Raw genomic sequence first — 19,096 nt, forward strand, 5'->3', positions numbered from 1 at the left:
GGCCGTCGCCGGACGCTCCGGCGGCGGCCGTTTCGCGTTGAGGGAAGGTGGTGTCGGCGTGTCGGCGCACGCCCCCGCTACTCGCGGCGCACGTTGGACAGGGCCGAGCGTCCGCTCTCCTGCGGGGCGGCGACGACGCTGAAGCTGCCGTCCGTCTCCAGGATCACGGCGGTGACGTCGGCGACCTCCGCTTGTCCGCTCGCCCGGATGGCCGCGAGAACCTCCTCGGGCGCGACGCGCTCGTCCAGCAGGGCCTGGTCGAGCATTGCGCCCCGGTGCAGCAGCAGGCGGGGCTCTGCCTTGACAAGGTGGCGGAACCGGCGGGAGCGCGCCGACCCCCAGGCAACCACCATCTGCAGCCCGATCAGCAGGGCAAAGGCCGCCACGCCCTCGGCCAGGGCGACCGACTCCGACAGCAGCACCGTCGCCAGCGTGGAGCCGAGCGCCACCGTCACCACGAAGTCGAAGGCGTTCATCTTCGACAGCGTCCGCTTGCCGGTCAGCCGCAGCAGCACCACAAGCGCGGCGTAGGCCAGCGTGCCCACCACCAAAACGCGGAGGATGCCCTCCCATTGATCGAAAAACACAAGCCCGTCTCCTTGCCGTTCGCGCGGGACCAACGGTGGCCGGAGGAAGATGGCTCGGGAAGAGAATCCAAAAGCCGGGCCAAGCATTGCCGCGGCGCAACATGACAGAGGAAGAATTGCCGCCGGTGCGGGCACGTGGCCCCGACTAGCCCCGACCATTCGATCAATGGTGGAATAGGATGCATTACTCACCGGCTCGGTCAGCCTATCACGGAGAAATTGAAAAAACCACGTTGCAGGCACTCGCACCCGACCTGATACTTGGGATGGAAGAGCCGGCCCGGCATGCGCGGGAGGTGTCGTGCGACGCACGGGAAACCGGCCACGTGACGTCCGTGGGAGGCTGTAAACAATGTCCGAGTCCTACGTCCTGTCTATCGACCAGGGGACGACCGGCACGACCGTTCTCATCTTCGACCGCGACGGTGCCGTCAGGCAGCGGGCCTATTCGGAATTCGCCCAGCATTACCCCCGACCGGGATGGGTGGAGCACGACGCCACGGAAATCTGGAAGGTCACGGTCAGCGTCATCGCCGACGCGCTGAAGCAGGGCGGCATCAAGGCCAGCGACATCGCGGCCATCGGCATTACCAATCAGCGCGAAACGGTGGTCCTGTGGGACCGCAAGACCGGCACGCCCGTCCACAACGCCATCGTCTGGCAGGACCGCCGCACGGCGAAGTACTGCGACGAACTGGCCGCGAAGGAAGGCCTGCCCGAGCGCCTGCGCGAGAAGACCGGCCTGGTTATCGACCCCTATTTCTCGGGCACCAAGGTCAAGTGGATGCTGGACAACGTTCCGGGCCTGCGGGCGCGGGCGGAGAAGGGCGAGGTCGCGTTCGGCACCATCGACAGCTGGCTGGTGTGGAACCTGACCGGCGGCAAGGCCCACATCACCGACGTCTCCAATGCCTCTCGCACGCAGCTGTTCAACATCCACACGCTGCAGTGGGACGACGAGATCCTGGACCTGATGGGCATCCCCAAGGCCATCCTGCCCGAGGTGCGGCCGTCGTCGCAGGTCTACGGCCAGACCGACCCGGACATGTTCTTCGGCACCCACGGCATTCCCGTGGCGGGCATCGCCGGCGATCAGCAGGCGGCGTTGTTCGGGCAGGCCTGCCACAAGCCGGGCATGGCGAAGAACACCTACGGCACGGGGTCGTTCCTGCTGATGAACACCGGCACGGAAGCGCCCATCAGCAAGGAAAAGCTGCTGACCACCATTGCCTGGCAGATCGGCGACGAGCCGGTGGAATACGCGCTGGAAGGCGCCATCTTCATCACCGGCGCCGCGGTTCAGTGGCTGCGCGACGGGCTGGGCATCATCGCCTCGGCATCGGAGACGGAGAAGCTTGCCCGCTCCATCGACTGGAACGACGGCGTCTATTTCGTCCCGGCCCTGACCGGCCTGGGCGCGCCGCACTGGGACGCCTATGCCCGCGGTACGCTGCTGGGCCTCACGCGCGGCACCACGCGGGCACACATCGTGCGGGCGACGCTGGAAAGCATCTGCTACCAGACCCGCGACGTGGCCGAGGCCATGGTGCGTGACTCCGGCATCGAACTGAAGGAACTGCGGTGCGACGGCGGCGCGTCGGTCAACAGCTTCCTCATGCAGTTCCAGGCCGACCAGCTGGGCGTGACGGTGGAGGTGCCGCGCGTGGTGGAAACCACGGCGCTGGGCGCGGCCTACCTGGCGGGGCTGGCGACCGGGTACTGGCAGGGGCGTGACGAGATCGCCGAGAAGTGGCAACTCGCCAACCGCTACGAGCCGAAGATGGACTCCGCCGAGAAGGAGCGCCTGTACCGCCGTTGGCTGCGGGCGCTGGAGCATTCCAAGGGCTGGGCCGTTCACAAGACCTGACGCCGGCCCGTCGACCGCATCCCCAGGCGCAACGGAGAAGGAGGACGACGGCATGGCGGCCGCCGGCAACATGAACCGCGACGCGGTGATCCGGGAGCTGAAGGAAAGCTACGACATCTGGGACGTCATCGTCGTCGGCGGCGGCGCCACGGGCCTGGGCGTGGCCCTGGAATCGGTGGCGCGCGGCTACCGGACGCTGCTGCTGGAGCAGCACGATTTCGCCAAGGCGACCTCCAGCCGTTCCACCAAGCTGGTGCACGGCGGCGTGCGCTATCTGCAGCAGGGCAACGTATCCCTGGTGATGGAGGCCCTGCGCGAGCGCGGACGGCTTCTGAAGAATGCCCCGCACATCTGCCACAACCTGCCCTTCGTGGTGCCCGTCTACGAATGGTGGGACGGCCCGTTCTACGGCGTCGGCATGAAGCTCTACGACATGCTGGCGGGCAAGCTGGGGCTCGGGCCGTCCAAGGTGCTGTCGCGGGAAAAGACGCTGGAGCTTCTGCCCAATGTGGAGCCCAAGGGTCTCAAGAACGGCGTGATCTATCACGACGGCCAGTTCGACGATGCCCGTCTTGCCGTCAGCCTGGCCCAGACCATCGCCGACAAGGGCGGCCATGTGCTGAACTACTGCAAGGTGACGGGTTTCAAGAAGCGCGGCGGCTTCATCACGGGCGTTTCGGCCCACGACGAGGAAACCGGCGAGGATTACGAGCTGGACGCCCGCGTGGTCATCAACGCCACCGGCATCTTCTCCGACGACACGCGGCAGATGGACGACCCGTCCGAGGAGCCGCTGATGGCGCCAAGCCAGGGCGTGCACCTGGTGCTCGACAAGTCCTTCCTGCCCGGCGAGAGCGCCATCATGGTGCCCAAGACGGCCGACGGGCGGGTGCTGTTCGCCGTGCCCTGGCACGGGCGGACCGTGGTCGGCACCACCGATACGGCTATCGAGAAAAGCACGCTTGAGCCCAAGCCGCAGAAGGAGGAAATCGACTTCCTGCTGGAGCACGCCGCCATCTATCTGGACCGCGACCCGACGCGCGAAGACGTGCTGAGCATGTACTGCGGCATCCGCCCGCTGGTGCGCTCGCCGGGTGACAAGGGCACGGCGGCGCTGGCGCGCGACCATGTGCTGATGATCTCGGACAGCAACCTTGTCAGCATCACCGGCGGCAAGTGGACGACCTACCGCAAGATGGCCGAGGACACCATCGACGCCGCCGCCCTGGTGGGCGGCCTGGAGGAGCGGCCGAGTGGGACGACGAACCTGCGTCTGCACGGCTGGATCAAGACGCCCATGGAAACCGACGGCCTGTTGTCGCTCTACGGCTCCGACGGCACGGGCGTGCGCAAGACCATGTCCGAGCAGCCGGGGTGGGACGAGCCCCTGCACCCCAACCTGCCCTACTACTGGGGCGAGGTCGCCTGGGGCGTGCGGCGCGAGATGGCCCGCACGGTGGAAGACGTGCTGTCCCGACGCACCCGGTCGCTGCTGCTGGACGCGCGGGCGAGCGTGGAGGCCGCACCCAAAGTCGCCGCCATCATGGCCGCCGAACTGGGCCGCGACGAGGCGTGGCAGAAGGCGCAGGTGGAAGAGTTCACCGCGCTGGCACGGGACTACATGATCCCGACAACCTGACAGGGGAGGACCGTGCCGTGATGAACCCGTTCCTGGGGGAGTTGATCGGAACCGCCATCCTGATCCTGCTGGGCAACGGCGTCGTCGCCAACGTGGTGCTGAAGGGCACCAAGGGCGAGGGCTCGGGCTGGATCGTCATCACCTGGGGCTGGGGCATGGCGGTGTTCGTCGCGGTGTTCACCGTGGCGGCCTTCAGCGGGGCCCACATCAATCCGGCGGTGACGGTGGGGCTGGCGGTGGCGGGCAAGTTCGCGTGGGGCAGCGTGCCGCTCTACATCCTGGCGCAGATGGCCGGTGCGATGATCGGCTCGGCGCTGGTGTGGGTCATGTACCGCGACCACTTCCGCGAAACCGAGAGCCGCGACCTGAAGCTCGCCTGCTTTTCCACCGGGCCGGCCTACCGCAACACCATCTCCAACCTGGTGTCGGAGATCGTCGGCACCTTCGTTCTGGTGTTCGCGGTGCTGTTCCTGGCCGTGGCCGTCTTCGGCCTGGGCGCCCTGGACGCCCTGCCGGTGGGGCTGCTGGTGCTGGGGATCGGGCTGAGCCTGGGCGGAACGACGGGGTATGCCATAAACCCCGCGCGCGACCTGGGCCCGCGCATCGTCCATGCGCTTCTGCCCATGCCCGGCGGCAAGCGCGACAGCGACTGGGGATACGCCTGGATTCCCATCGTCGGGCCGCTGATCGGGGCGGTTCTGGCGGCGCTCTGCTACCTGATGCTCCAGGATCCCACCAACGTCAATTTCCGCTGATCGGAAAAGGGAGGACGGGCCATGCAGCGGCGCGGGTTCCTGGCCGGTTCGGCGGCGACCCTGGCGGCGCTCGGCCTGCTTCCGGCCGAGGCGTGGGGGCAGGGGGCGCCGATGGGCACGCCCGAGGTCTCCACCGCCGCACGGCGCTGGGCGGAGGTGGAGTTCCGGCCCTCGACGCTTTCCCTGGAGGAACGGCTGGCGGAAATGGCCTTCTTCCAGCGCGCCGCCCGGCCGTTCCGGGGGATGCGTCTGTACGTGCTGTCGGAAACCATCGGCACCCACGTCTACGAGGCCCGCGTGCTGGCCCGCGCCTTCGCCGAGATCACCGGCATCACGGTGGTCCACGACCTGGTGCAGGAAGGCGAGGTGGTGAACCGCATCCAGCAGCAGCGCCGCACCGGCCGGAACTTCTATGACGCCTACGTCAACGACAGCGACTTCATCGGCACCCACTACCGCTTCGGCGGCGTGGTGCCGGTGTCGGACTGGATGGCCGGCGAGGGGGCGGAGGTCACCCTGCCGACGCTGGACGTGGCCGACTTCTTCGGCCGGGGCTTCTGCACCGCGCCCGACGGCAAGCTCTACCAGCTTCCCGACCAGCAGTTCGCCAACCTCTACTGGTTCCGCCACGACTGGTTCCAGCGGGAAGACCTGCAGGAGGCCTTCCGCGCCCGGTACGGCTACGAGCTCGGCGTGCCGGTCAATTGGCGGGCCTACGAGGACATCGCCGAATTCTTTACCAACACGGTGAGGCAGATCGACGGCCGGCGCGTCTGGGGCCACATGGACTACGGCGCCCGCGATCCCTCGCTCGGCTGGCGCTTCACCGATGCCTGGCTGCCCATCGCCGGCGCCGGCGACACGGGCCTGCCCAACGGCCATCCGGTCGCCGACTGGGGAATAAGGGTGGAGGACTGCGTCCCGGTGGGGTCCGCGGTCGCGCGCGGCGGCGCGGCCAACAGCCCCGCGGCCGTCTATGCATTGCGCAAGTATCTGGAGTGGCTGGAGGCGTATGCGCCGCCGGAGGCCGCCGGCATGACGTTCTCGCAGGCCGGACCGGTGCCGGCGCGGGGCGACATCGCCCAGCAGGTGTTCTGGTACTCGGCCTTCATGCCCGACATGGTGCGCCCCGGCTCGGCGGTGATGAACCCTGACGGCACGGCGAGATGGCGCATGGCGCCAACACCCCACGGCGCCTACTGGCGGCCGGGCATGAAGCAGGGCTATCAGGATTGCGGCGCCTGGACGCTCATGGAGAGCACGCCCGTGCCCCGGCGCAAGGCGGCGTGGCTGTACGCGCAGTTCTGCGTCTGCAAGTCGGTGTCGCTGAAGAAGACCATGGTCGGCCTGACCCCCATCCGCGACAGCGACATGCGCAGTGCATCCATGGCCGAGGCCGCGCCCCGCCTGGGCGGACTGGTGGAGTTCTACCGCAGCCCCGCCCGGCTTCAATGGACCCCGACCGGGCCGAACGTGCCCCATTATCCGCTTCTGGCGCAGCTCTGGTGGCAGGTGATCTCCGCCGCCCGCGCGGGCCGCGCCACACCGCAGGAGGCATTGGACGGCCTGGCGGCTGCGCAGGACGACATTCTGGCGCGGCTGGGGCAGGCGCCGGGCATCGAGCGCTGCGCCCCGGCGCTTGCCGAGGCCGAGGACCCGGCGGTCTGGCTGTCCCGCCCCGGCGCGCCCAAACCCGGGCTGGCCGACGAGGAAGGGCGCGGCGAAACCGTCCCCTATGCCGACATCCTGCGGCAGTGGCAGGAGCAGGGCTGACAAAACACACAAACCGGCGGAGGCCTTGGCGCGTTCCGCCCGCATGAACGACAACAGCACCGACATCACCGGCTGGGTCCTGCGCTACGACGGCTACGACCCCCAGCACGAGGGTCTGCGCGAAGCCCTCTGCACCACCGGCAACGGCTACTTCTGCACGCGCGGCGCCGCCGCCGACAGCGACGCCGCGGCCGAGGGACCTTTGCGCGACGTCCATTATCCCGGCACCTACCTCGCCGGCGGCTATGATCGTCAGGTGACCAAGGTGGAGGGCCGCGACGTCGAGAACGAGGACCTGGTCAACCTGCCCAACTGGCTGCCCCTGACCTTCCGCGTCGGCGACGGCCCGTGGTTCCGCATCGACGACGTGCAGGTCGAGGACTACTGCCAGGCGCTCGACCTGCGCGGCGGCGTTCTCTCCCGCACGCTGCGCTTCCGCGACGCCGAGGGGCGGCGCACCGAATGGCGCGAGGAACGCTTCGTCAGCATGGCCGACAAGCACCTGGCGGCCCAGCGGGTAGCCATCATGCCACTGGACTGGTCGGGGCGCATCACCGTGCGCGGCCGGCTGGACGGCGGCGTCGTCAACGACGGCGTGCCGCGCTATCGGGGGCTGGAATCCCGCCACCTGGAAGTTCTGGAGGTCGGTCACCCCGAGGAGACCGTCGCCGCCCTGCGGGTGCGCACCCGCCAGTCCCGGCTGGAGGTCGGTCAGGCCATGCGCCTGCGCCTGGACGGCGGCAGCGGGACGGCGTCCCGCGCGATCGACCGCACCGACGCCGAAGCGGGCTTCGACCTGTCGGTGGATGCCGCCGCCGATGCCGCGCCGGTGGTGGTGGAGAAGGTGGCAGCCCTGCACACCGCGCGCGACATGGCGATCTCGGAGCCGCTGGCGGAAAGCGTCAAGGCCGCCCGCGACGCGCCGGACTTCGACACCCTGCGCGCGGCCCATGTGGCGAGCTGGCGGCGGCTGTGGGACCTGTTCGATCTGGACGTGGGCGGTGCCGACGACTCGGCGCTGAAGCTGCGTGCCCACATCTTCCACCTGCTCCAGACCGTGTCCTTCCACAGCATCAACCAGGACACCGGCGTGCCGCCGCGCGGCTGGCATGGCGAGGCCTATCGCGGGCACATCTTCTGGGACGAGTTGTTCATCTTTCCCTTCCTCAACCTGCGCCAGCCCATCATGACGCGGGCGCTGCTGCTCTACCGCCACCGGCGCCTGGGCGAGGCGCGGCGCGCGGCAAGGGCGGCCGGGCTGGACGGCGCCATGTATCCCTGGCAGTCGGGCTCCAACGGACGCGAGGAAAGCCAGAAGGTTCACCTGAACCCCGAGTCGGGGCGCTGGATTCCCGACGACTCCCACCGCCAGCGCCACATCAACGCGGCCATCGCCTACAACATCTGGCACTACTGGGAGGTCACCGAGGACCGCGACTTCCTGTCCTTCCACGGCGCCGAGATGATGATGGAAATCGCCCGCCTGTGGGCCTCGCTGGCGACGTGGAACGACGACCTGGGCCGCTACGAGATCAAGGGCGTCATGGGCCCGGACGAGTACCACACGGCCTACCCCGGCACCGACCCGGAGGAGGCCGGCGGGCTGGACAACAACGCCTACACCAATGTCATGGCCGCCTGGGTGCTGACGCGCGCAAGCGACGTCTGGGACCTGCTGCCCGCCGATCGCCGGGCGCATCTGGCCGACGAACTGGACCTGACGGACGACGAGCGGGCCCGCTGGGTGGACATCTCGCGCCGCCTGCTGGTGCCCTTCCACGACTGCGAGGAAGGCCGGCCGGTCATCAGTCAGTTCTCGGGTTACGAGGACCTGGAGGAATTCGACTGGGCACCGTACCGGGAAAAGTACGGCAACGTCATGCGCCTCGACCGGATCCTGGAGGCCGAGGACGACACGCCCAACCGCTACAAGGTCTCCAAGCAGGCCGACGTGCTCATGCTCTTCTACCTGTTCTCGGCCGAGGAGCTTGAGTGGCTGTTCGACCAGCTGGGCTACGTGCTGGACAGCGACCTGATCCCCCGCACCGTAGATTATTACCTCAAGCGCACCTCGCACGGCTCCACGCTGTCGTTCGTCACGCACGCCTGGGTGCTGGCGCGTTCCGACCGGGCGCGGTCGTGGGACCTGTTCCAGAGTGCGCTGGACAGCGACATCAAGGACATCCAGGGCGGCACCACGCGGGAAGGCATCCACACCGGCGCCATGGCGGGGTCGGTGGACATCCTCCAGCGCTGCTACATGGGCCTCGACACCCGGCAGAACGTGCTGCACGTCGACCCCCTGCTGCCCGGGAACCTGGACCGGGTGACCGTCTACCTGCGCTATCGCCACCAGCGCCTGACGCTGACCGCCGACCATGCGTGGCTGACGGTGGAGAGCGCGCCGCTGGCCGCCGCACCCGTCCACATCGCCTATCGCGGACACGTGCGCGAACTGTCGCCGGGCATGACCGTCCGCCTGCCGCTGGTCGATCCGGCCAAGCGGGTGCGCGCGGTCGACCATCAGCCCGTCCGCCGCGAATGCCTGGGCCACCGCCGCGGCGAGGTGGAGCGCCTCGCCCACGGCAAGCGGGCGTGATCCGCCCAACGGAGGGAAAGAGACCATGAAAATCGTCGTCTACGACGTGGAAACCTGGGAGCGCGAGAGCTTCAAGCCGCTCGAGGCCGACCACGACGTCGTCTACCGCGAGGACTCTCTGTCGGCCGACACGGTGGGCGAGAACGCCGACGCCGACATCGTGTCGGGCTTCATCTATTCCGACTTCTCGGCGGACACGCTGTCGAAGATGGAAAACCTGAAGCTGGTCGTCACCCGCTCCACCGGCGTCGACCACGTCGCCACCGACTGGTGCGACGAGAACGGCGTGAAGGTCGCCTATGTTCCGGGCTATGGCGAGAACACCGTGGCCGAGCACACCTTCGCCCTGCTGCTGGCGGTCAGCCACCGCCTGATCGAGGCCGCCGACCGCACCCGCAAGGGCGACTTCACCAACCAGGGGCTGACCGGCTTCGACCTGTGCGGCAAGACCATCGGCATCATCGGCACCGGCAACATCGGCGTGCACACCTGCCGCATCGCCAAGGGCTTCGGCATGGAGGTGCTGGCCTTCGACATCCAGAAGAACGAGGACGCCGCCCGCGACATCGGGTTTGAATATTGCGCCATGGAGGACCTGCTGCAACGCTCCGACGTGGTGTCGCTGCACGTTCCCGGCACGCCGAAGACCAAGGACCTGATCGGCAAGGAGCAGTTCGACCGCATGAAGGACGGCGTGGTGCTCATCAACACCGCGCGCGGCACCGTGGTCAACGCCGAGGCCCTGTCGGAGGCGCTGCTGTCGGGCAAGGTGGCCGGCGCCGGTCTGGACGTGCTGCCCGAGGAACCGGTGATCCGCGAGGAGGCCGAGACCCTGCGCAGCGTCTTCACCCAGGAGCACGACCTGTCCAAGCTGCTGGCCGGCCACGCGCTGCTGCGCCTGAACAACGTGGTCATCACCCCGCACAATGCCTTCAACACCCGCGAGGCCGTCCAGCGCATCCTGGACACCACGCGCGAGAACATCGAGGGCTTCATTGCCGGCAAGCCGCAAAACCTCGCCAACGGCAAGAAAGGCTGACCGGTCGTGGGCGGCATCCTGACCGTAACCCTGAACCCGGCCCTGGACGTCAATACGTCGGTGGACCGGCTTGAGCCCGACCGCAAGCTGCGGACGGATGCGCCGGGCATGGATCCCGGCGGCGGCGGCATCAACGTGGCGCGGGTGGCGACCCGGCTGGGGGCGGACGTCACTGCCTGGGCGCTGCTCGGCGGCCCGACCGGGCAGATGCTGGCCGACCTGCTGGAGGGCGAGGGCGTCCGGCTGGTCCGCTGCGAGACCGAGGGGGCGACGCGCCTGTCCTTCAAGGTGCGGGTGACCGGCGAGGATGACGCGCAATACCGCTTCGTGCCGCCGGGGCCGGAGATCGACGCTGCGCAGGCTGACGCCATCCTGCGCTCCATCGACGGCTGCATGGAAGGGGTCGACTGGGTGGTCCTGTCGGGCAGCCTGCCGCCGGGCCTGAGCCCGGATTTCATCGGCCGCATCGCGGAGACGGTGCGCGACCGCGGGGCGCGGCTGATCCTCGACACGTCGGGTCCGGCGCTTGAGGCGGGGCTGGAGGCCGGCGTCTGGCTGGTCAAGCCCGACCGTCACGAAACCCAGGACCTGGCGGGCGAGGATCTGCCCGACGATGCCGCCCTGGCCGCCTATGCGCGGCGCCTGGTCGATCGCGGCGCGGCGCAGGTGGTCATCGCGACGCTCGGCGCCGAGGGGGCGCTGGCGGTCACCGCCGATGCCGCGACCCGCCTGCGCCCGCCGGAGGTGAAGCAGGTCAGCGCAGTCGGTGCCGGCGACAGCTTCGTCGCGGCGCTGGTGACGGCGCTCGCCGCCGGCAAGGCGGTGGAGGATGCCGCCCGTGCCGGCGTGGCCGCGGCGGCGGCGGCCGTCACCACCACCGGCACCGGGCTGGCGCGGGCGGAGGACATCGAGCGGCTGACGGCGGACGTGACCGGCTGGGAGGTCTGACATGCGCGGACGTGAGGTGATCGCCGATCTGGTCTACGGCGCCAACGACGGCATCGTCACGACCTTCGCTGTGGTGGCAAGCGTGGTGGGCGCCGGGCTTGAGTCGCGCGTGATCCTCATCATCGGGATTGCCTCGCTGGCCGCCGACGGCTTTTCCATGGCGACCAGCGACTACCTCGCCAGCCGTTCGCAGCAGCAGGCGCAGGACCGCCAGGAAAGCCGGCGATCGGCGGCATTCTCGGGGCTGATGACGTTCCTGGCCTTCATCGCGGCCGGCTCCCTGCCGTTGGTTCCCTATCTTGTCGCGAGCGGGGCGCCGTCGCTGTTCTGGTGGACGGCGGGTATGACGGCGGCCGCTCTGTTCATCGTCGGTGCGCTGCGCACCATCGTGACCGGCGCCAACTGGCTGCGCAGCGGGCTGGAAATGCTGACGGTGGGCGGCGCGGCCGTGCTCATCGCCTACTGGCTCGGCCGCTTCACCGCCCAGTATGCCTGACCCAGTCTCAGCTCCCGCGCGGCAGCATGACGCCGGGCAGGTGTGAGACGCAGGCCATGACATGGGTGATGGCCTCGCGGTCATAGTGGTCGCCGGAGCGGTAGGCGTCGAACAGCGTGTGCGTCCGCTCCACCCGGTCGGGCCAGGTGTCCTGCGCCTGAAGGCCCAGCGTCACGCCGTAGTTGGTGAAGGCGAACCTGACCTCCCGTGCCTCCGGCTGGCGGCAGAAATAGCCCGGCGGGTCCACCCACATTTCGTCCAGCGTCGACAGGCATCGTGGCACCTGGGTCTTGGCCCAGTCCTCGCGCGGGAAAAAGCCGGCCATCCACAGCATCATGCCGATGCCCAGGTCCTGGGTGATGTGCAGGTCGGGCCAGGCTTGGTCCATCAGCCCGCGCATCTCGGTGATCTCGTCGGACAGTGCGGTCTCGTCCAGAAGGCGGTAGCTGACATAGCCGTCGAAGGCATCCAGCGCCCCCAGGCCGTAGCCGGGGTAGGGGCGGCGGAGGTCCTCCTCCATTTTCCAGACCACGCCCGTGCCGGGGATGACGAAGGGCTTGTGGACGGCCTTGGCGATGGCGACGCCCTTCTCGCGGTACTCGGGGATCACCGCGCCCAGCCGGGCCATGGCGAACATCCACATGGCGAGATAGTGGAAGTACTGGCCGTCGCGGTCGGGCGCCTCGCCGATGCGGTAGCCGCGACGCCGGCCCAGCACCCGGTCGACCTCGGCCACCAGGGCCTCGGCCTCGTCGATCCAGCGGCGGTCGCCGGTTTCCTCGTACAGGGAAACCAGCAGGACCACGCCGAAGGCGTCCGTCCACAGATAGCGCAGGCCGTTGGGCCAGATGCCCTCGGTACGCATCCAGTCCAGTCGGTCGAGGACGAAGGGCACGTCGCGCAGCGGCATGTCGGTCGCTCCTTGTCCGGCGTGAAGGTCTTCAGGGGCAACGGCTTGGTGCTGCCCGGGTTTCCCCGTGAAACGCATCGGGCCATGACGCCGGGGTGTGCGGTGGCGCCGCTGTTCTGGTAAACATCGGGAAAATGACCAGGACCGGCCCGTGACCACCATTGATGATCATATCGCCGAGGACGCCGTGGTGCTGGAGAACGTGCGCCTCCGGCGCGGCGGCCGCATGGCGCTGGACGGCGTCTCGTTGCGCTTGGCGGAACCCCGCGTGGCGGTGGTCGGCCGCAACGGGTCGGGCAAGTCGACGCTGGCGCGGCTGGTGAAGGGGCTGCTGCGCCCCGACAGTGGAACCGTGCGGGTCTTCGGCCGCGATCCTGCCCGCCGCGACCGCCGCTCCATCGCCGACGTCGGATTCCTGTTCCAGAATTCCGACCACCAGATCCTCTGCCCCACAGTGGCCGAGGAGATCGCCTTCGGGCCCGTGGAGCTGGGCACGGCCCGCGCCGAGGCCGCCGCCGCCGCCCGCTCGATCCTGGACGCCCACGGCATCGCCGATTGGGCCGAGCGTCCGGTGGTGGCGCTGTCGGAGGGCCAGCGGCGGCTGGTGTGCCTGCTGGCGGTGCTGGTCAGCGAGCCGCGCCTGCTGGTGCTGGACGAGCCCTATGCGGGCCTGGACATTCCGACGCGCCTGCGCCTGCAGCGCTTCATCGCGCGGCTGCCGCAGCGCGTGCTGCTCATCAGCCACGAACCGGAAAGCCTGGACGGCTTCGACCGGGCGCTTTGGCTGGAGGACGGCCGCCTGGCCGCCGACGGCGCGCCGTCTGAGGTGCTGCCCGCCTTCACCCGCGCCATGCATGCCCTGGTGCCGGGCGACGACGATCTGCCCACCGATCAGGAGGGCGCGGCATGGGTGGCGTGACCGCGCGCGGCGGCATCCTGCCGCTCAACCGCGTGCCGGCGGGCTGGAAGCTGCTGGCCCTGGCGGCTTCCAGTGCCGCGCTGTTCCTGTCTGCCGATCCGCTGGTCCTGGCCGGTGCGTTCGCCGCCGTGCTGGCGCTGGCCTGGGCGGCGGGCGCGCTGGCGGCGGTGACCGACCTGCGGCCGCTGGCGCTGGTGCTGGTCTTGTCCTTCGCAGCGCATGCCGTGCTGGGGGACTGGCACCTGGGGCTGGCGATCGTGCTGCGCATCGGCGCCCTGGTCACGCTGGCCGGGGTGGTGACCGCCACGACCCCCTTCGGCGAGATGCTGGAGGTGCTCGACCGGCTGCTGGCGCCGCTGCGGTGGATGGGGCTGCCGACCCGTCCCGTCAGCGTCGCCATCGGCATGACATTGCGCTTCGTGCCGCTTCTGTCCCTGCGCTGGCGCACGCTGCGCGACGCCTGGACCGCCCGCTCCGCCCGCCGCCCTAGCTGGCGCCTGCTGGTGCCCTTCGTCGTCGGCGTGCTGAACGATGCCGACCGCGCCGCCGAGGCCCTGGCCGCCCGCGGCGCCTTCCTGGAGAAAAGACCGTGAGTGCCGCATCCTCTTCCCTTCCGTCGACCGTCGCCCGCATCGCCCTGTTCGCCGCCCTGATCGCGGCGCTGGGGTTGGTGCCGCAGGTCATGCTGCCGTTTGCCGGCGGCGTGCCCATCACCGCCCAGACGCTTGGCCTGATGCTGGCCGGCTTGATCCTGGGACCGTGGCGCGGGGCCGCCGCCGTGCTGGTCTTCATGGCGGTGGTGGCCCTGGGCGCGCCCCTGCTGGCCGGCGGGCGCGGCGGCCTGGGCGTTTTCGTCGGCCCGACGGCCGGTTTTCTGGTCGGCTTCCCCATCGCGACCATCGTCATCGGACAGGTCTGGCGCGCCCTGAGCGGGCGCATGAAGCCGATGCTGGCCGGCATCCTGGCCTCGCTGACCGGGGGGATGGTGGTGCTCTATGCCTTCGGCGTGCCGGGGCTGGCGCTGGTGACCGGCATGACGCTGACCCAGGCGGCGGCCGTGGTGGCGGTGTTCATCCCCGGCGACATCCTCAAGGCGATCATCGCCGCCTACGTCAACCGGGAAGTCCGGCGCGCCACGGCCGTGGATGCCTGATTCGCGCGTCCGGGCGGTGCGCTCCTACTGCTGCAGAGTCTGCAGGTAGTCCATCACCGCCAGGATGCGTCCGTTGACGAAGGCTTCGGCCTGGGCGCGGGTGTAGTAGTCCTGGTAGTGGTCAATGGCGGCCCGGCTGAACGCCTCGCCCCAGATGGGCATGTCGCGCGAGCCGTGGGCGCCGACGTCGGCCCGCCCGTCGATGACCTGGCGGATCCTTTCGTGCGGGAAGACGCCATCGTTGCGGGCCGACAGCCTTGTGAGGTCCGGCAGGGCGGTGGTCAGCAACTCGGCATAGGGGCCGGTGCCCGTGCCGTCGGTGCCGTGGCAGACGGCGCAGTGGGTTCCGTAGACCCGCTTGCCGAGGGCGCCCTGATCGCCGCCGGCAGCATCCGCCGCCCGGACCGGAGCACCGGCACCGACGACCGTGGCCGACGCCAGCAGGACCGCGAGGATCGCGCGCATGGGATTCCTCCGTGACAGACAAACCATCCGCCTCGATGGTTGCCGCCACGGACCAGCGGCGCGTTAACCTGGATCAGGCGAACGCGGTGTATCTCATGGTGCATGTCGGAAGAGGGATGGCTGGGGCGGTAGGATTCGAACCTACGGTACACGGTACCAAAAACCGTTGCCTTACCACTTGGCTACGCCCCAGCAGCGCGGTGCTCGCCGCGACAGGACGGGCAACCTAGCCGAAGACGCGGGCGATCGCAACCCCGCTCTCGCAGGTCGCGTCCACCTCAGGCCAGGGCCGCCGCGTCCCGCCTGGACCCGCCCGGTCCGACGCCCAGGGAGGCCGCGGGGTCCCAGCCATCCGCGTGGTGGCGGAGGAAGGCCTGCGCCTCGTCCTGCGGCAGGGGGCGGCTGATCAGGTAGCCCTGCACCAGGTCGCAGCCGCCGGCGGCTAGGTGGTCCAGGTGGTCGGCCGTCTCCACCCCCTCGGCCACCACTTGCAGCCCGAGGGAGCGCGCCAGAGAGATGATGGCGGCGACGATGGACCGGTCTTCGGCATCCGTGGTCAGGTCGCGCACGAATCCCTGGTCGATCTTCAGCGCGTCCAGCGGGAACCGCTTCAGATAGCTGAGCGACGAGTAGCCCGTGCCGAAATCGTCCACGGAAATGCTCAGGCCCATGGCCTTGAGGCGACGCAAGGTTTCGATGGCTTCCTCGGCTTCCGACATCACCATGCTCTCGGTGATCTCCAGTTCCAGGTTGGCCGGCGGCAGGCCGCTTTCTGTCAAGGCGGCGGCGACGTCCGCCAGAAGGGCGCGCTCGTGGAACTGGCGGGCCGAGAGATTCACCGCCACCGTCAGGTCGGGCCGCCCCGCCGCCCGGCATTCCTGGGCGAAGGCGCAGGCTTCGCGCAGGATCCAGCGGCCCAGGGGAACGATAAGGCCCGTCTGCTCGGCCACCGGAATGAACTCCGCCGGCGAGACCAGCGGCTTTCCCGGCGGTGCCCAGCGCACCAGCGCCTCGAGACCCACGATGCGGCCGGTGCGCGTGCAGATCTTGGGCTGGTAGACCAGCAGGAACTCGTCGCGCTTGAGCGCGCGGCGAAGGTTGGCCTCCATGGTCAGGCGGCGGAACACGCCGGCCTCCATGTCCTGCGTGTAGAACTGGAAGTTGTTGCGCCCTTCCTCCTTGGCGCGGTTGAGGGCCACGTCGGCGTTCTTGAACAGCGTCTCGGCATCGTGGCCGTCGCCGGGATGGATCGCCAGACCGACCGAGGCGGTGGTGAACAGTTCGTGGCCCTGGATGTCCAGCGGTTGCGCCAGCGTCTGGAACACCTGACGCAGCACGCCTACGCACTCGCGCACGTCGGTCAGGCCGCGCAGCACCAGCGCGTACTCGTCGCCGCCCAGGCGGCCGATTGTGTGCGCCTCCACGTCCACCACGTCCGCCAGGCGGGCGCCGACCTCTTTCAACAGGGCGTCGCCGACGGTGTGGCCCAGGCTGTCGTTGATGGTGCGGAAGTTGTCCAGGTCCAGCAGCGCCAGCGCCACTTTTTCCTCGGCCCCGCGCAGCTGGCAGGCGAGCCCCAGGCGGTTCTTGACCATGGCGCGGTTCGCCAAGCCCGTGAGCGGGTCGTGGTAGGTGCGGAAGTGCAGTTCCTCGGCGCTGGCCTTGGCATCGGTGACGTCGTGGAAGACGGCGACGAAGTTCCGGGGCCGCCCTTCCCAGTCGTGAATGGCGGTGACCGTCATCATCAGGGCATAGTCGCGGCCGTCGGGGCGGGTATTCCAGACCTCGCCCTGCCACTGGCCGGCCTCGCGGGCGATGCGGGCGATGGAGGGGAAGTCGGTGTCGGCCCGGCTGTCGCGGGTGAGTTCGCCCCAATGCAGCCCCAGGGCGGCGCCCGGCTCGACGCCCGTGATGGCGGTGAACGCCGGGTTGACCGACACCACCAGCCCCGCGGCATCGCACACCAGAACGCCTTCCACGGCGTTCTCGAAGACCTTTTCCGTGACCTTGAGCTGGTCTTCCGCCCGGGCGCGGCTGACCATCTCCTGCCGCAGTTCCACGATGGCCCGCTTGAGCGCCTGCGCCTTGACCCGCAGCCGCGCCATGATGACCGCCAGGTAGGCGACCAGAAGGACCGCCGTTCCGAACAGCAGTGCCCGGAACAGTCCGGCGCGGCTGGTTTCCGATGCGAAGGCGGCGGCCGTCACCGTGTCGACCGTGCGGGCGGCGTGGGATACCGGCGTGGCGGTCGCGGCTTCCAGGTGCTGGTCGAGCGTCGCCTGCGCGTGGGCGATCAGGTCCAGGTGCGCCGTCAGCCGCTCCACCGCGTCCCGCAAAAGCTGGCTGCCGTCCGCGGTGGCCGCCCGCAGCTGGTCGGCCGCCGCGGCCGACGCATCGGCCAGGCTGGTGCCGCCGGGACGGGTGTTGCGCAGCACGGCGCGCAGGAGGGTGCCGGCGGCGCGCTCGGCCTCCAGCCGGCGCCGCACCGACAGCACGCTGTTGTCCAGTTCCGTCAGCACGTCCTGCACGGCCCTGGGGAAGAAGGCGGTGGAACTGTGCAGCACCGCGTTGTCGGACTTGAACAGTTCCAGGTGCGCCGCCTTTTCGGCGACGTGCGCCTCCAGGTCGGCGATGGCGGTCTGTGCCCTGAGCCGCGGCCCCGGCGGCAGGTCGAGCGCCAGGCCGCCCAGAAGCTCCGCATGGGCGCGCAGGTCGTGCATGTGCTCCACCAGCGGGTCGACGTGCGGCAGGTGGCCGTAGCGCGCCAGGACCAGGTCGCGGTTGAGCATGGCGTCGCGTTGCGTCAGGGCCTGGACCTCGGCCGCAACCTGGCGCGGCAGCGCGTGGTCGACACGGCTTTGCATGAAAAAGAAGGTCAGCGCCGCCACCAGCAGCGCGCCGATGATCTGTGCGGCCAGCCGTTCCCGGGTCATGAGGGCGCCTCTCCGGGCGGCAGCGCCAGCGGCGGCACGGGCGCCGTCAGGCTTTCGAGGAAGGCGACGATGTCCGCCACCTCGCGATCCGTCGGGCTGCGGCCGACCTGGTAGTAGGCCATCACGCGGACGACGCCCGACAACGTCGCCACCGACCCGTCGTGCAGGTAGGGCGCCGTCTGCGCCACGTTGCGCAGGGTGGGGACCTTGAAGCTGTGGCGGTCGGCCTCGCGCCCCGTCACGGCATAGCGGCCAAGGTCGGCCCGCGGGTTGGTGCCGTGGCGGGGGAAGAACGGCTTGAACAGCCCGATGGGCTGGAACATGGTCCCGCCCGCCGCGCGGCCCTGGTGACAGCCGGCGCAGCCGTAGGCCTTGAACAGGGCGTAGCCGCGCTTCTGGCTGTCGGTCAGCGCTTCGGACTCGCCGGCCAGCCACCGGTCGAAGGGGGCGTCGGGCGTCGTCAGGGCCCGCACGTAGGCGGCCAGCGCGCGCTCCATGCCGCGCTTGCTGACGCCGCCGGGGAAGGCGGCCGCCATGTCCGCGTCGGCTGAGAGGCGGTCGATCACCGCCGACCATTCGCCGCCCAGTTCGGCGGGAACGGCGTCTGCCACCGCATCCTCCAGCGTGGACTGGTCGCCGCGCCAGCCGAAGCGGGCGGCGAAACCGGCGTTGAACAGGGTGGGGGTGTTGAACAGGCGCGGCACGCCGTCCGTACCCACGGCGACCGGCCGGCCGTCGCTGCCGCCCAGGCGCGGGTCATGGCAGGTCGCGCACGAGGCAGTACCGTCGGCCGAAAGGCGCGTGTCGAAGAACAGCGCCCGGCCCAGGGCGACCAGTCCGGGGTCCGCCGGTGCCGCGGCCGGCACGGGAACCAGCGGTTCGCCGCCGCTGACGGGAAGGCTGGACGGCGCCATGTCCGCCGCTGCCGGCGCGGCCGCGCCGACAACGTAAAGGGCGGCCGCAAGGATGACGCTGCGGCCGCGCGCGCGGCGGCCTCGTGTCCCCCTCCGCGC

16 protein-coding genes and 1 tRNA gene are annotated in these 19,096 nt (G+C 69.8%); 11 read left to right on the top strand and 6 right to left on the bottom strand.

The features are described from left to right. Positions 1-77: 77 nt before the first annotated feature. On the bottom strand, positions 78-587 hold the full coding sequence (locus tag C882_RS01585) for a DUF421 domain-containing protein (protein WP_009538775.1): 510 nt from the start codon (positions 585-587) through the stop codon (positions 78-80). Positions 588-939: 352 nt separating this feature from the next. On the opposite strand from C882_RS01585, the gene glpK reads away from it, so the two are divergent. From glpK to C882_RS01625, 8 genes are read left to right on the top strand one after another with little or no spacing between them, the layout of a single operon-like run. Next, positions 940-2,454 carry a glycerol kinase GlpK gene (glpK, locus tag C882_RS01590; RefSeq protein WP_009538776.1) on the top strand — a complete coding sequence of 505 codons (1,515 nt, stop codon included), beginning with the start codon at positions 940-942 and terminating at the stop codon, positions 2,452-2,454. Between the two features lie 52 nt (positions 2,455-2,506). Next, positions 2,507-4,093, top strand: a complete 1,587-nt coding sequence (locus C882_RS01595) for a glycerol-3-phosphate dehydrogenase/oxidase (RefSeq protein WP_009538777.1) — start codon at positions 2,507-2,509, stop codon at positions 4,091-4,093. A gap of 20 nt (positions 4,094-4,113) precedes the next feature. Further along, positions 4,114-4,848 carry an MIP/aquaporin family protein gene (locus tag C882_RS01600; RefSeq protein WP_043643029.1) on the top strand — a complete coding sequence of 245 codons (735 nt, stop codon included), beginning with the start codon at positions 4,114-4,116 and terminating at the stop codon, positions 4,846-4,848. 21 nt (positions 4,849-4,869) lie between these two features. Further along, positions 4,870-6,621, top strand: coding sequence for an ABC transporter substrate-binding protein (locus C882_RS01605; protein ID WP_009538779.1), 1,752 nt, complete (start codon positions 4,870-4,872; stop codon positions 6,619-6,621). A 25-nt stretch (positions 6,622-6,646) separates the two neighbouring features. Continuing rightward, entirely contained in the window at positions 6,647-9,220 is a 2,574-nt protein-coding gene (locus C882_RS01610) for a glycoside hydrolase family 65 protein (protein ID WP_201448322.1), read from the top strand. Between the two features lie 25 nt (positions 9,221-9,245). After that, a complete protein-coding gene (locus C882_RS01615) occupies positions 9,246-10,259 on the top strand; it encodes an NAD(P)-dependent oxidoreductase (protein WP_009538781.1) in 1,014 nt (337 codons plus the stop codon). Positions 10,260-10,265: 6 nt separating this feature from the next. Further along, positions 10,266-11,207, top strand: a complete 942-nt coding sequence (locus C882_RS01620; protein ID WP_009538782.1) for a 1-phosphofructokinase family hexose kinase — start codon at positions 10,266-10,268, stop codon at positions 11,205-11,207. 1 nt (position 11,208) lies between these two features. Then, complete coding sequence (locus C882_RS01625; protein ID WP_009538783.1) at positions 11,209-11,703, top strand: VIT1/CCC1 transporter family protein; 495 nt, start codon at positions 11,209-11,211, stop codon at positions 11,701-11,703. Between the two features lie 7 nt (positions 11,704-11,710). Here the strand turns inward: C882_RS01625 and C882_RS01630 are convergent, their stop codons facing one another. Then, positions 11,711-12,613 carry a glycoside hydrolase family protein gene (locus C882_RS01630; RefSeq protein WP_009538784.1) on the bottom strand — a complete coding sequence of 301 codons (903 nt, stop codon included), beginning with the start codon at positions 12,611-12,613 and terminating at the stop codon, positions 11,711-11,713. A gap of 151 nt (positions 12,614-12,764) precedes the next feature. Between C882_RS01630 and C882_RS01635 the strand changes: the two genes are divergently transcribed. Genes C882_RS01635 through C882_RS01645 form a run of 3 tightly spaced genes read left to right on the top strand, consistent with a single transcriptional unit; the run spans position 12,765 to position 14,685 of the window. Continuing rightward, entirely contained in the window at positions 12,765-13,532 is a 768-nt protein-coding gene (locus tag C882_RS01635; RefSeq protein WP_009538785.1) for an energy-coupling factor ABC transporter ATP-binding protein, read from the top strand. Then, on the top strand, positions 13,520-14,125 hold the full coding sequence (locus C882_RS01640) for an energy-coupling factor transporter transmembrane component T (RefSeq protein ID WP_009538786.1): 606 nt from the start codon (positions 13,520-13,522) through the stop codon (positions 14,123-14,125). Before C882_RS01635 ends, C882_RS01640 begins: the two co-directional genes overlap by 13 nt. Beyond that, positions 14,122-14,685, top strand: coding sequence for a biotin transporter BioY (locus C882_RS01645; protein WP_009538787.1), 564 nt, complete (start codon positions 14,122-14,124; stop codon positions 14,683-14,685). The genes C882_RS01640 and C882_RS01645 overlap by 4 nt, the downstream gene beginning before the upstream one ends. Before the next feature lie 24 nt (positions 14,686-14,709). Here C882_RS01645 and C882_RS01650 read toward each other — a convergent pair whose 3' ends face one another. The 4 genes from C882_RS01650 to C882_RS01665 all read right to left on the bottom strand — a co-directional run bounded on the left by C882_RS01650 (position 14,710) and on the right by C882_RS01665 (position 18,997). Beyond that, positions 14,710-15,150, bottom strand: coding sequence for a c-type cytochrome (locus C882_RS01650; protein WP_009538788.1), 441 nt, complete (start codon positions 15,148-15,150; stop codon positions 14,710-14,712). A 117-nt stretch (positions 15,151-15,267) separates the two neighbouring features. After that, positions 15,268-15,342 (bottom strand) — tRNA-Gln (locus C882_RS01655). Between the two features lie 86 nt (positions 15,343-15,428). Further along, the gene (locus tag C882_RS22790) at positions 15,429-18,083 is read right to left on the bottom strand and encodes an EAL domain-containing protein (protein ID WP_009538789.1); all 2,655 of its coding nucleotides are present in this window, start codon (positions 18,081-18,083) and stop codon (positions 15,429-15,431) included. After that, on the bottom strand, positions 18,080-18,997 hold the full coding sequence (locus C882_RS01665; protein ID WP_051999925.1) for a cytochrome-c peroxidase: 918 nt from the start codon (positions 18,995-18,997) through the stop codon (positions 18,080-18,082). Before C882_RS01665 ends, C882_RS22790 begins: the two co-directional genes overlap by 4 nt. Positions 18,998-19,096: the final 99 nt, after the last annotated feature.

This window comes from Caenispirillum salinarum AK4 (genome assembly GCF_000315795.1).
In the GTDB taxonomy this organism is placed as follows: Bacteria; Pseudomonadota; Alphaproteobacteria; order Rhodospirillales; family Rhodospirillaceae; genus Caenispirillum; species Caenispirillum salinarum.